11 protein-coding genes are annotated in these 13857 nt (G+C 52.0%); 7 read left to right on the plus strand and 4 right to left on the minus strand.

All coding sequences use genetic code 11. The annotated features are described in order from the left end of the window. Positions 1 to 275: 275 nt before the first annotated feature. The 3 genes from MKX70_RS07175 (at position 276) to MKX70_RS07185 (ending at position 2455) form a co-directional block, all read left to right on the plus strand. Positions 276 to 659 (plus strand): winged helix-turn-helix transcriptional regulator, encoded by a 384-nt coding sequence (locus tag MKX70_RS07175; protein WP_042140377.1) that lies wholly within the window; start codon positions 276 to 278, stop codon positions 657 to 659. A 40-nt stretch (positions 660 to 699) separates the two neighbouring features. Further along, positions 700 to 1836: an NADH-dependent flavin oxidoreductase gene (locus MKX70_RS07180; protein ID WP_340839774.1), complete on the plus strand. Its 1137-nt coding sequence runs from the start codon at positions 700 to 702 to the stop codon at positions 1834 to 1836. Between the two features lie 211 nt (positions 1837 to 2047). After that, positions 2048 to 2455, plus strand: coding sequence for a winged helix-turn-helix transcriptional regulator (locus MKX70_RS07185; protein WP_340841629.1), 408 nt, complete (start codon positions 2048 to 2050; stop codon positions 2453 to 2455). 45 nt (positions 2456 to 2500) lie between these two features. On the opposite strand, the gene pepT is transcribed toward MKX70_RS07185, so the two are convergent. From pepT to MKX70_RS07205, 4 genes are all read right to left on the minus strand, one after another. Further along, a complete protein-coding gene (gene pepT / locus MKX70_RS07190; protein WP_340839775.1) occupies positions 2501 to 3733 on the minus strand; it encodes a peptidase T in 1233 nt (410 codons plus the stop codon). A 96-nt stretch (positions 3734 to 3829) separates the two neighbouring features. Further along, complete coding sequence (locus MKX70_RS07195) at positions 3830 to 4489, minus strand: sortase (RefSeq protein ID WP_340839776.1); 660 nt, start codon at positions 4487 to 4489, stop codon at positions 3830 to 3832. Between the two features lie 28 nt (positions 4490 to 4517). Further along, positions 4518 to 5549 carry a hypothetical protein gene (locus tag MKX70_RS07200; RefSeq protein ID WP_340839777.1) on the minus strand — a complete coding sequence of 344 codons (1032 nt, stop codon included), beginning with the start codon at positions 5547 to 5549 and terminating at the stop codon, positions 4518 to 4520. A 546-nt stretch (positions 5550 to 6095) separates the two neighbouring features. Then, positions 6096 to 7112 carry an LLM class flavin-dependent oxidoreductase gene (locus MKX70_RS07205; protein WP_340839778.1) on the minus strand — a complete coding sequence of 339 codons (1017 nt, stop codon included), beginning with the start codon at positions 7110 to 7112 and terminating at the stop codon, positions 6096 to 6098. Positions 7113 to 8535: 1423 nt separating this feature from the next. Here MKX70_RS07205 and MKX70_RS07210 point away from each other — a divergent pair. The 4 genes from MKX70_RS07210 to MKX70_RS07225 all read left to right on the plus strand — a co-directional run bounded on the left by MKX70_RS07210 (position 8536) and on the right by MKX70_RS07225 (position 13849). Next, a complete protein-coding gene (locus MKX70_RS07210) occupies positions 8536 to 9540 on the plus strand; it encodes a LacI family DNA-binding transcriptional regulator (RefSeq protein WP_340839779.1) in 1005 nt (334 codons plus the stop codon). 432 nt (positions 9541 to 9972) lie between these two features. Then, positions 9973 to 11403 (plus strand): ABC transporter substrate-binding protein, encoded by a 1431-nt coding sequence (locus MKX70_RS07215; RefSeq protein ID WP_340839780.1) that lies wholly within the window; start codon positions 9973 to 9975, stop codon positions 11401 to 11403. A 239-nt stretch (positions 11404 to 11642) separates the two neighbouring features. Then, on the plus strand, positions 11643 to 12758 hold the full coding sequence (locus MKX70_RS07220; protein ID WP_340839781.1) for a carbohydrate ABC transporter permease: 1116 nt from the start codon (positions 11643 to 11645) through the stop codon (positions 12756 to 12758). Then, positions 12758 to 13849 carry a carbohydrate ABC transporter permease gene (locus MKX70_RS07225; RefSeq protein WP_039304866.1) on the plus strand — a complete coding sequence of 364 codons (1092 nt, stop codon included), beginning with the start codon at positions 12758 to 12760 and terminating at the stop codon, positions 13847 to 13849. The genes MKX70_RS07220 and MKX70_RS07225 overlap by 1 nt, the downstream gene beginning before the upstream one ends. Positions 13850 to 13857: the final 8 nt, after the last annotated feature.

Genomic DNA, 13857 nt, shown 5'->3' on the forward strand with positions numbered 1-13857 from the left:
GTAACGTAAAGCCAGCCTGTCCGGAACCTCCGGGCAGGCTGGCTGCATTCTAAGGGTGCCGGGGGTGGCGCTGCCGATGCTGATACTGCTGCCGGAATGGCAGCAGCACTGTCTAGTATGGCAGGGGCAAGGCCCTTATGCAGCATACAGACCGCGGGCCCTAGGCCAGCGGTCTATTACGTATTTATGGGGTCAGCCCCAGGGCGTCTTCCGGCGGTGTGCAGCCCCCGGGTGTATTGTAGTATGATATTAAAGAACGAAAGGAGGGACTTATATTGGCGACTGAGATTAAAGACCGTATCAATCTGAAGGAAATCAACTGCGAGAAGGAGCTTACGCTTGCTGTCATCGGCGGCAAATGGAAGCTTATCATATTGTGGCACCTGGGTCTGGAAGGAACCAAGCGTTTCAGTGAATTGAAGAAGCTGATTCCGCATATTACCCAGAAAATGCTGACCAATCAGCTGCGTGAGCTGGAGGAAGATCAGCTGGTATTCAGGCGGGTGTATGCTGAGGTCCCGCCGAGAGTAGAATACTCTATGACGGAGTATGGGCATACGCTGATGCCTGTGCTGCGCATGATGTATGACTGGGGCAAGAATTACGGGGAGAACGTCATTTGGAAAGATGACCCTGACCGCGACAGATCGATGAAATGAAATTCATATAGATTTAGACAAATGGAGGAGATGGATAATCATGCTGAAGACAGAATATAGCCTGCTGCTGGAGACGTTCAAGTTTGCAAACAGCATTGAATTGAAGAACCGTGTGGTGATGGCACCGATGACCAATTTCTCCTCGAATGAGGATGGAACCGTCTCAGGGCCGGAGCTTGATTATTACATCCGCCGATCCAAAGGGGCAGGAATGGTTATTACCGCCTGTGTATATGTATCACGCGGCGGGAAGGGCTTCCCGGGTGAATTCGGTGCTGACCATGACGGGCTGATTCCGAGCCTGCGCGGGCTGGCCGAGGCCATTAAGGGTGAAGGGGCGAAGGCGGTTCTGCAGATCTTCCATGGCGGGCGCCAATGCCCTCCGGCACAGCTGCCTGACGGGCAGACGGTCAGCGCAAGTGATGTGCCGTCCGAGCTTCCGGGCGGCGTGCAAGGACCGGTTCCGCGCGCACTGACGGATGAAGAAATTACCGGAATTATCGCTGATTTCGGAGAAGCTACACGCCGGGCGATCGAGGCCGGATTCGATGGTGTGGAAATTCACGGTGCCAACGGCTATCTGCTGCAGCAGTTCTTCTCCCCGCATTCGAATCGGCGCGAAGACCGCTGGGGCGGCGATCTGCAGAAGCGCCTGGCCTTCCCGCTGGCTGTTCTGCGCAGTGTCAAAGATGCGGTGAAGCGGCATGCACAGGGTGAGTTCCTTGTAGGGTACCGTTTCTCGCCTGAAGAGCCGGAAACACCGGGAATTACGATGGCTGATACCTTTGCGCTAATCGATGCACTGACAGGGGAAGGGCTTGATTATCTGCATGCTTCCCTGATGGAGCTGTGGTCGCTGCCGCGCCGGGGTACCGAGGACAGCCGTCCGCGGATCGAGCAAATTGTAGACCGCGTGGGAGGCAAGGCTCCTGTAATTGGAGTAGGCTCGCTCTATACCGCTGCTGATGCCCTGAAGGGTCTGGACAGCGGAATCAGCCTGGTCGCTCTGGGCCGTCCGCTCCTGATTGAACCGGACTGGGTTCAAAAGGTGGCCGAAGGGCGTGCAGCTGAGATTAAGACTGAGCTGGACCCTTCCGCCCAAGCTGAGCTTGTAATCCCGGACCCGCTCTGGAATGCACTGATTCATACGCCGGGCTGGCTGCCGGTGAAGCAGTAAATAGAAGGAGGGCGTCTGTCCTGCGTCTGTAACCAAATCATGACCTCTGGGTGCCTATATTTAAGGCTTCCAGAGGTTTTTTGCCATATTGGCATAAACGTGGAAATACATATATGATACAATTGTATTAATTAACGTAGCATCCTACAATGAGGAGTTTGCAGATATGAATGTACAGGGGAGAAACGATAGTTCCGGCGATGCGGATGAGATGAGGCGTGATGGAGAAATGGATTCTTTTCAGCGGACGCTTGAGGTCATCGGCGGTAAATGGAAAGGAGTTCTGCTCTACCAGCTAATCAGCGGTACAAAGCGGTTCAATGAACTGCGCAGACTATGTCCGGGAATTACCCAGCGGATGCTGGCCATGCAGCTGCGGGAGCTGGAGCGTGACGGTCTGGTTCACCGTGAGGTGTACCCGCAGGTGCCCCAGAAGGTAGAGTATTCTCTGACCGAGTGGGCCCGGGGCCTGGAATCCGGCCTGCTTAGTATCAAACACTGGGGCGAAGGATACAGGGAGGTGCTGGCCCAGAGTGGACCTGAGCTGCAGCCTGCCGGCGGCCGGGCCGGAGAAGACTCCATGGAAGCAGCTCTGCGCAGCACAAATACCCCCGGATAAGCGAGGTGCGCTTTACCCGGGGGTATTTGTGCTATGCGGGAGGCGTTAAGCTTTTTGCTCAGCCAGACGGGCAATCTCTACGATAACCTGAACAGCCTTCAGCATCACGTCTACTGAGGCGTATTCAAATTTGCCGTGGAAATTCTCGCCGCCGGTGAAGATATTCGGTGTCGGCAGGCCCATGTAGGACAGCTGTGAGCCGTCCGTTCCCCCGCGGATCGGGCGGATCACCGGCGTAATTCCCAGACCCTCCATCGCTTCGCGGGCGATATCAACGATGTGGCGCACCGGTTCGATTTTTTCACGCATATTATAATACTGGTCATTCATCTCCAGCACTACATTCTCTGCTCCGTAAGTCGACTTGAATTCATCCACAATGGCGGCGATATGGGCTTTGCGGTTCTCAAAATGCTCGCGGTCAAAGTCACGGATGATATAATGCAGCTTGCTGTGCTCGGCGTTGCCCTGCATGGAGATCAGGTGGTAAAAGCCTTCATATCCATCCGTGAATTCAGGCGCTTCACCGGCAGGAAGCCGGAGATGGAAGGCCATGGCGATTTTGGAAGAGTGGATCATCTTGCCCTTGGCCGTACCGGGATGCACGTTGACCCCATGGAAGCTGATTTTGGCGGCAGCGGCATTGAAGCTCTCATACTCCAGCTCTCCGAGCGGGCCGCCATCAACGGTATAGGCATAGGAAGCGCCGAATGCTGCAACGTCGAACTTATGGGGGCCGCGTCCAATTTCTTCATCCGGGGTAAAGGCGACTCTGATCTTGCCGTGTTTGATCTCCGGATGCGCGAGCAGATACACCATCGCCGTAACGATCTCTGCAATACCAGCCTTGTTATCTGCCCCCAGCAGGGTAGTGCCGTCGGTGGTAATCAGGGTATGCCCCCTGTAGCCGCTCAGCTCAGGGAAGCTCTGTGTGGTAAGGACGACGTTCAGCGCCTCATTCAGCACAATATCGTTCCCGTCATAGTTCTCAATAATCTGCGGCTTCACATTCGTGCCGGTGAAATCAGTTGCCGTATCCAAATGGGCCAGGAAGCCGATTACCGGAACATCCTTGTCCGTGTTGGCACGCAGTGAGGCCATAACATACCCATGCTCGTCCACTGTGACTTCCGTCAGCCCGATCTCCTGCAGCTCCTGTACCAGCTTATGGGCAAGCACCATTTGGCCGGGGGTGGAAGGGCAGGTCTCACTGTCCTCATTCGATTGGGTATCCATTTCAGCATAAGAAATAAAACGCTTGATCAGCTCTTGTTTCAATTCAGGTCATCTCCTCTTCATCTTCGTATGTCTATATTATCACGATCCGCCAGGGGTCTCATCCCCGTGCGGACTTCCGAAGAGAGAAATGTCTGCTTACGGCTGCCTTACCAGCGGCTGGCTTGCGATCAGCTTAGCCGAGAGCAGATAGCGGTCAGGAGCTGAACCGACGTAGGAGAAGGGATAGCAGGTGATCAGGGTAAGGACAGGTTCTTCGCTTGGCTTAATCGCTCCCCGGGCTTCTGCGTCTACAATCCTGCTCCCTGTGATTTCATAGGTGAACTTCCCGGCCGCCGTTTCGAGTTCAATGATATCGGACACATCCAGATCCCCAAGGCTCCGGAACACTGTGTCGCGATGTCCTGCCAGTACGCTGTTGCCGGGGGAGCCTATGGCTGCGCTTCCTTCGTCATGTCCTGCCCCTTTTTTTAGGGCTGTCCGTCCCGTCCCCTCCAGAATAGCCACCCGTTTGTCCAGCCTGGGAAAATAGATCTCTCCAATCACCTCCCCCTCCGTATATGCGGGATTGGCGCCTCCTTGTTCTACAGGGTTGCTGATCATACCGTCAGGCAGCGGGGTTTCTTCCTCTGTTGCCACCGGGAGCTGGGCTTCCTCCCTCTTTTTCTCCCAGGTTTGCAGGGCTTCGCGGGCTTCTGCGGGAGCTTTGAAGATCTGGACGGCCGAATACAGCATGACGCATAAAGAGAGTATGAAGATCAGCTTCACGGCTAAGGATATACCGGAACGCTTCTTCATACTCTCTCCTCCAGCCTTCTGTGAAATATTATTTCTTCGATCCCAGCTTGCGGATGACGATCAGACTGAGAATAGCTACAGCCATGCTGGCCAGAATCAGATTGTACCAGGGCTCTGCGGTATCCGGCAGCTTGCCGTCCTCATCCGGTCCGGCGAGCGGAAGCTCGTCATCGGTAAGGGTTACCCCATCCTCCGGTGAAGGCGCTGGTGTACTACCGGCGGTGACAGCTCCGGCGTCTGGCGTAGCAGACGGGCTGCTCCCTCCATTGTTATCCCCGCCGCCCAGCGGTACCGGTGCTTCACTTACAGTCACTTCATCAACTGCCGGTGTTGCCGCAGCGGTTGGTGAAGGGGGTGGCGTTAGGGCAGGTGCCGTGCTGCTGGATGGTGGATCCGTCGGTGCTGGCGTTGCAGTTGGCGTTGCAGTTGGGGTTGCTGTTGGCGTACTGCCGGGTCCGATTGTGGATTCCGGCGTTGGCGTAGCATTCGGTGCTGCCGTAGGCCCGGCAGTCGGTTCTCCCGTAGGCCCAGCTGTAGGGTCTGGTGTCGCGGTCGGTACCGGCGTTGCCGTAGGCTCAGCTGTCGGTGCAGGCTCTGCCGTAGCGGTGAATTCAAAGGCTACGCTCACCGTCTTCCCCTGAAATTCATTGCCGGCTTCAGGCGGGAATAACACGTCCATCTGGATGGCCTCTTGTGCAGCGCCCTCAAGCGAGCCGATAGTCACCCGGCCTTCTGCCTCGCTCATTATCCCTGTATAGATGATTACTCCCTCTTTTTGCAGGGTCATTTGCAGGATTTTGTACAATTCTGCGTCCCCGGAGAGGAATTTGAAGTCTACAGAATAATCAAACGGGTCATTTCCGTCGTTGATGACCGTATAGTCTGAAGCCATGGTATCTCCCGGCTGCATGTTGTTCATGGTCGCAGTGCTGGTCGTATGCGAATTCACGGTCAGCTTAATCGTGTCCTCAGCGCTGGCCCCTCCGGCATGCCATACGACACCAGCCAGCACGACTAGAATATAAGCGCCTAATAAGGACGCGCGATAGCTCTTCTTCACTTTCCCGCCCCTCTCTTCTGGGAAGTCATCTTTACTCTATTTCTAGGTCACTCGCCCGCCTACAACCCGTATTTCCTGGCCTATAACCGCCTAATTCTGCAGTTTCCAGCCACGATCCGCCGCAATTCATGCTTATTACGCATATTATGTCGTATAAAGTGGTTTTTGAAAGAACCACTACGAAACTGGGCGATAGTACTCGATAGAACGAACCTGAAGAATGCAATTACGCATTTGTTCGTTATAACGAATAACTACAGTATAATCAAATTTAAAGATAAATAAAAACAGTGAAATAGGCTTGAATAAGGTATAAATGAAGGTTTTATGTACATAATAATTTGTTTACTACAGTTTACTGCTGTTAACTCATTATTTCTCCGTATATTAATGATTAAGTAGTATTTTATAGAGAACGGTTCGTTGTTAATCTGTTAATGAAGAGTCTAGTGGTATTTCTTGCATACAAATAAGCCCATTTAAGCTACATGTGCGGATCTCTCCGTGTGTAGCTAAATGGGCCGGGTATTGAAAGACGGTTTCGGTTTATTGCTCCTGCAGCAGCTCGGATACCAGCTTATAAGAGTGCAGGCGTGCGGAGTGATCATAAATCTGTGATGCAATAATCCACTCGTCGGCAGCAGTCTCCTCGAGAATCTCCAGCAGCCGTTCTTTGATTAGCAAAGGATCACCTGCAATAGAATATTGCTGTTTGCTTAGCAGCATTGCTTTCTCCTGCGGCGTCCAGATTCCATCCAGGCTGTCCACCGGAGGCTGGAGCTTGCCGGTACGGCCGCGGATGATATTCAGGAATTGCTGCTGCTGTGAGGTAGCCAGTCTACGCGCTTCCTCCACCGTATCTGCGGCGGTTATTCCCAGTCCGATCATGACATGGGGCTTATCGAGCACTGCGGACGGCTTGAAGCTGCTGCGGTACAAATGCAGTGCCGGCAGCAGGTAATCCGGTGCAAAGTGACTGGCAAAAGCAAACGGCAGACCAAGCTGGCCCGCAAGCTGGGCACTGAAGCCGCTGGAGCCAAGCAGCCAGATCGGAATATTCAGTCCTTCACCGGGAACGGCGCGTACACCGAGCGGGCGGCCGCCTGCCCCGTTAGCGTCGAAATAAGCCCGGAGCTCGCTGAGCTGCTCGGGGAATTCGCTGCCGTCGCTGCCAAGACCTCGCCGCAGCGCTCTGGCAGCGGCCTGGTCGGAGCCGGGGGCCCGGCCGAGGCCAAGATCGATGCGTCCGGGATATAAGGACTCCAGCGTGCCGAACTGCTCGGCGATAACAAGCGGTGCATGGTTGGAGAGCATGATGCCCCCTGAGCCGACGCGAATACGCTTGGTTCCTCCAGCTACATGTCCAATCACAAGGGACGTGGCGGAGCTGGCAATGCCGGGCATATTATGATGCTCCGCCAGCCAGTAACGGTGGTATCCCCATTCTTCGGCATGACGTGCTAAATCAAGTGTGTTATGAAATGAATCCGCCGCTGTTCCACCCTCGCGAATAGGGGCTAAATCCAGCACGGAGAACGGAATGTCGTGCAATTGCTTCACCATAATCCCTCCCATAATGGATGCTTCAGCATCAGTAAGCAGTATTTGCAGCTATAGATTGATCTACCCGCCAATTATAACATGAAATAATATTATTTACACACTTTAAGTAAGCAGTGTGGAGGGAGAGGGGATATTACGGATGAAGGGGTATTACGGATGGAGGGATATTGCAGATGAAGAATCTATATCGCTTGATCCGGTATTCTTCCGGATCAGTCCCTGATTAGCACCCTATCAGCACCGGGCTCATTGCTTGATCTGCCGGCTGGCTGCGACGGCCCCTTATCCTAAGCATGTCTAGACTGAACTCAAGATTTCACGATAAAACTCCAACATAAACTCCAACATAAATTCCAACATAAAACTCCAACATAAACTCCAACATAAAACCAATCCTGACTAAGCCTTTATTCTATGATTATTTGAACTTCTAGGCGGCTACTGTTGACGCAGGAGTTTCCCGATTTAATCCGCTTTCTGTGGCAGAGATCCAGCAACTTATTGTAAATCCTGCACTAAATACAACATTTATCCTCTCCTATCGGTCCTAATCCAAAATTGTTGTACAAAAGGCAACATTTCACCTTGTTCAAGCGGCTCAGCAGGATTATTGTTGTATTTCATACAACAATCCGCCCGATCACCCGGATATCCATCAATCAAAGTTGTAATATGTACAACATTTATGTTTGCAGTTCTGCAGTGTCTAAAGTGTCTGTAGTTCTGCAGTGTCTGCAGTTCTACAGTATGTAAAATGCTTCCTAAGAAGTCCCCCACTCTGCTGCTGGAGAATTAAGTGTAAAGCATTGACGTGCTCCGCCAGTCCCGCAGTGACTGACCGGTAATTTGAATGGTTGTTGTCTTAAGTGCGGTTTATCTAACTGTATTTTGTGCAACTAAAGCGAACACTCATTGCGGTGCGGCATTCCGCACTCGGTACTCTCAACAGATATGCAGGCGTTGTTCAGCAAGCTAGATCAATATACGTAAGTTTATTCCTTATAGGTACAGAGATTAATGTGCTATAGCTACATAATGGTCTGCAGAGTAAGGGGCAGCAGTGAATTGAGAAGCTTTTCAGATGGGCGGAGGTGATTATGAAAGAGGCGTTGTCCAATAGCCAAATAGGCAAAATCCGCAGGCGGTGAATAGCATAAAGGAGAATAATTATCAGAAATGCCTTCCGGAGGAAGCAGAATGTAAGCGCATAACAAAGATCTTGCCAATTTACGGGAGCCTTGCTATAATCGCTTTGAAAAGCTTTTCTAAATAGAAACGGCTATCCTGTGCTTCAGGAAAGCCTATGCTTCCGGAGCAGCGATATTACATATCGGCTCAGGTATCCGTTTCAGCGAGAAAGATAAGGAACATTTATTGCGTAAGCATATAAACTCTTATCTTTATAAAAAGGAAGTCAGAAGCTATGAAGCCAACAATCAGAGATGTAGCCAGAATGGCCGGTGTATCCATCAGCACGGTATCCCGTGTAATGAATGCGCCGGACACGGTAGTTGAGAGTAAACGCAGCCGGGTGATGGAAGCCATAGAAGCGCTGAAGTATCAGCCTAATGCGTTTGCGCGCGGTTTGATTTACAAGAAGTCTTTTACACTGGGCCTGCTTATTCCCGATATTGAGAACCTGTATTTCGCGGGGGTGATCCGGGGGATGCAGGATGCCTGCATTAAGCTCGGCTATAGTCTGATGATCTGCAATACAGACCGTGACAAGGAGCGGACGCTGTCTTATATCGATACCTTCCATGAGAAGCAGGTGGACGGAGTCGTGTTCGCCAGTGATGTGCTGTACCCGGAGTATTATGAGAAGCTGGTAGGCTGCAGAATTCCGTTCGTGCTGGTCTCTTCCCACACTGATGAGTATGAGGTGGCTTCGGTGGAGGTCGATGATGAGAAGGCGGCGTATGATGCGGTGAAATTCCTGATTGAGCTGGGTCACCAGGAGATCGGAATGATCGGCTTCAATCATGATAACTCGGTGTCCGGGCCGCCGCGTGTTGCCGGATTCGTCAGAGCGCTCAGGGAATTCGGCTTGGAACGTAATGTGGAGAAGGTTAAATACGCCAATCACCGCTTTGAACAGGCGTATCAGGCATCGCATGAGCTGTTCAGTGAGTATCCGGAGCTGACTGCTGTATTCTGCGTAGCCGATGAGTTCGCCATGGGAACGATCTCTTATCTGAAGGACCGCAATATTCTGGTGCCGGGTCAGGTGTCGGTAATCGGTTTCGACAATCTGCGGATGTCCGGCATGTTCATTCCGAAGCTGACAACGATCGCACAGCCGATTTATCAGCTGGGTTACCGGGCTGCGGAGAAGCTGCATGAGTTATTAACGACCGGCTCTGTGGCTGTCATGAAAGAAAAGATGGAGCATAAGCTGATTGTAAGAGAATCCTCACGTGAGAAATGAAACCTGCTTGCGGGCGGGATTGAAGCGCTACTGCCTGGGTTATTGAGGGGCAGAGCGGTCTCTTTTTCTAAATTTGAAAAGCTTTTCATAGGAATTCAGCAGATTAATGTAAGTTGTTATGGTTAGTTGCACGGAAATCTGCTGAAAATACGGTTATCAGAGGCTGAACGCTGATGGGATACCGCAAAACAAAAATAAAAGATAGGAAAAGATGGATTTACAGTATTGGAAACGCATGCAGCATATGATATTATGGAAATGTAAGCGCTATATTAATGTTGCTGACTCAGAATCCATGACATTAAACGGTATAAATTATCATACTCTGAAAAGCTTTGCAAGGAGGTGGTCCAGTGCTCAGCCGGTAGTCATTCCGGGAATTAAGCTGACCTAATGCAGTCTCTAAAACAATTAAAGGGGATGTATGAAACCATGAAGAAAGCTCCAGGACGTAAACTGTCACTCGCTATGGTGCTGTGTTTATCCTTCACCATGATGCTCAGCGGATGCGGCGGGAATAACAATAATGCGGCACCGACGGAAGCCCCGGCGGCAACAGAAGCTCCGGCAGCAACAGCAGCAGATAACAACCAGGAATCGACAAATAATGCGGAGGCTACAGCTGCCGGCAGCCCGCTGGACTTAGCGATGAAGGGTGAATATAAAGGGACTAAGGTAACGATGTTCGGGCCGTTTGTGGACGCCGACCAGGTGAAATTTGAGAGCAGTATCAAAGAGTTCGAAGAAAAAACCGGCATTGATATTCAATATGAAGGCTCCAAGGAATTCGAAGCTACGATTAATATCCGTGTCGACGGCGGCAACGCTCCGGATATCGCTGACTTCCCGCAGCCGGGCCTCCTGGCTTCCATTGCGAAGACCGGCAAGGTAGTCGATCTGACGGGGGTGCTGGATCAAGAGAAGCTGACAGCCAATTACAATAAGAGCTGGCTGGATATGTCCACCATGGACGGTAAAGACGGCAAGATTATGGCTGGGATCTGGAACCGCAGCAACGTGAAGAGTCTAGTCTGGTACCCTAAGAAGCAATTTGACGATGCAGGATACACGGTTCCGCAGACTTGGGATGAGATGATGGCGCTGACAGAGCAAATTGCCAAAGACGGTGATCCTGCCTGGGCTATCGGTATTGAGAGCGGCGCGGCTACCGGCTGGGCAGCCACCGACTGGGTGGAGAACATCATGCTGCGCACCACAACTCCTGAGAACTATGACAAGTGGGTAGCCGGAGAACTGCCGTTTACTTCTCCTGAAGTGAAGAATGCAGTAGATGTGATGTCCAAAATCTGGATGAACAAGGATTATGTATACGGCGGCGCTAAATCGATCGTAACCACTGCTTTCGGGGATGCTCCGAAGCCAATGTTCGAGAATCCTCCCAAAGCCTGGTTCAACCTGATGGGGAACTTCATTACCAGCTTCTTCCCGGAAACCGCCAAGGTTGATGTAGATTATGACTGGTTCTACCTCCCGCCGATTGATGAGCAATACGGCAAGCCGGTACTTGTAGCAGGCGATATCTACGCGATGTTCAATGACCGTCCTGAAGTACGTGCAGTCATGGAATTCTTCACCACCGGTGAATCGATTAAGAGCTGGGTACAATCCGGCGGCGTAGTGGCGCCAATGAATGATGCCCCGCTGGACTGGTACCAGTCCGAATCCGACCGCCGGATGGCGCAGCTGGTGCAGGATGCTTCAACCCTGCGGTTTGACGGCTCTGACCTGATGCCCGGCAAGGTGGGTGCAGGCACGTTCTGGAAAGGCATGACCGACTATGTGAGCGGAACGGCTACTCTGGATCAGGCACTGGAGCAGATCCAGTCCGGCTGGAACAACTAAGGAGCGTGTAAGCGGGACTTAGGGGGACGAAAATGATGAAGAGGGGCAGGGCAGCAGTGATGAATCCTGCCCCTCTTTTTCTTGAAATATAAGAATTTATATGTTTCACACCATAATTTATCCTTCTATTTCTCGCTGAAACGATACCGTCCTTATAAGGACGGCAAAGCCGTTTCCACTTGTTAAAGAATGCTTATGTAGAGAGTTTTGCTGCGCAAAACTTATTAGGAGGAACTGATATGGATGCACAAATAAAGCCGGAGGCCGGTGCCCCAGGTACGCAGGCCAAGCAGAGAATCAGCGGCCGGGCGGTGCTTTTATCGCTGGGAGTGCTGCTCGCTAACATTGTGATCAATGGGCTGATCTTCTTGTTTTTCCGCGATTCTACGCTTAATCCGCTGCTAACTGCGGTGCTTGCCGTGCTATGGGGTGTACTGGGTGTATATCTGATCTATTACACTCTGACCTGGGCGGTTGAGCAATATCCCGATCGTATCCGCAGGAAAGTGCTGCCCTACGTATTTGTCGGACCCGCGGTTATTATTCTCGGCTGGCTGTTAATCCTGCCTGCGCTGCGGACCTTGTACTTAAGCTTCTTCAATGCTTCTTCGGAGAAGTTCGTCGGACTCAGCAACTATGCTGCAATCTTCAGCGACCATCTGATGGCGACCGCCCTGCGCAACAATCTGCTCTGGGTGTTCGTGGGGACGCTGGCCTGTGTATGCTTCGGGCTGCTTATTGCCATTCTTGCCGACCGCAGCAGTTATGAACGTATCGCCAAATCGATTATTTTCATGCCGATGGCCATATCCTTTGTTGCCGCAGGCGTGATCTGGAAGTTTGTCTATTATTATCAGCCGGGCGATGAGCAAATCGGACTGCTGAACGCAATCGTAACCTATTTCGGCGGCGAACCGCAGGCCTGGACGAGTATGCTGCAGCCCTGGAATAATTTCTTCCTTATAATTATCCTGATCTGGATGCAGACGGGGTTCGCGATGGTGATCTTCTCCGCTGCGATCAAAGGTGTTCCTGACGATATTCTGGAAGCCGCACGGGTGGATGGCGCCGGTGAGGTGAAGATTTTTTTCGGTATCATGATTCCGTTTATCTCCGCGACCATTCTGACGGTAACCACAACCATTATTGTCTTTACATTGAAAATATTTGACGTCGTCATGGTGATGACGGGAGGTCAATACGATACAGAAGTAGTAGCGACACAGTTCTACCGGCAATTCTTCATGTACCGCAACTTCGGTTACGGCTCAACACTGGCTATCGTACTCCTGATCGCGGTATTGCCTGTTATTCTTATTAATCTGCGTCAGTTCCGCAAGCAGGGGGGATTCTAATGGTCGGCAAAAAGAAAAGAAAAAGCAGCAAAACCGTTGTTAACCTGATACTGGGCGTCATCTGCTTCATCTGGATTCTGCCAACGTTCGGGCTCTTTGCCTCCTCCTTCCGTCCGGCTGCGGATATTCTGCACACCGGCTGGTGGAAGGTCTTCCCCCATCAGGAGTGGAAGGCCGGCGAAACGCTGCAGCTGTCCAAGGATGTGGATCTTCGGCAGCCGATTGAGGTGAACGGTAAAACCTACAGTGATGATCAGCTCAAAGCTGGTGTGAAGGCGGATGACAGCCGCCTGATCTGGGAGAACCGCAGAGCACGCACGGTCAATATGCAGGAGCAGGGCTGGAAGACTACGCCTGACCTGACGCTAGATAATTATAAGAATGTGCTGTCCGGCAAGGAATACAAGCTTAAGGAAGCCGACGGCAGTGAGACGGTGCAGAAGGGCAGCGGCTTATCGCAGGCGTTCTGGAATACGCTGACGATTGCCGTTCCGGCTACGGTGATTCCTGTGCTGATCGCTTCTTTTGCCGCATACGCCTTCGCCTGGCTCCGGTTCCCCGGACGCAAGACGCTGTTCGTTATCATTATCGCGATGCTGGTCATTCCGATACAGGTTGCGCTGATTCCGGTACTGAAGGATTACACGTCGCTCGGACTCAACGGCAGTTATCTCGGAATCTGGCTGGCACACACGGCCTTCGGCCTGCCGCTGGTTACGTACTTTATGTATAACTTCATCAGCCAGCTGCCGAAGGATCTGTTTGAATCGGCCTTCATTGACGGCGCCAGCCACTTTACCATTTTCAGCAGACTGATTCTGCCGCTCTCTGTGCCTGCGCTCGCCTCCATCGGAATCTTCCAGTTCCTCTGGGTATGGAATGATTATCTGGTGTCGCTGATCTTCATCGGCAACCAGCCGTCGGTGCAGGTGATGTCCATGAAGATCGCCGATCTGGTCGGCTCACGCGGCAATGACTGGCATTTGCTGACTTCAGCTGCGTTTATCTCCATGCTGATGCCGCTGGCGATCTTCTTCCTGCTGCAAAAGTATTTCGTCAGAGGTCTGATGGGCGGCTCGGTGAAGGGCTGAGCCCATGG

Origin of the sequence: Paenibacillus sp. FSL R7-0312, assembly GCF_038004445.1 — a bacterium.
Taxonomy (GTDB): domain Bacteria; phylum Bacillota; class Bacilli; order Paenibacillales; family Paenibacillaceae; genus Paenibacillus_AQ.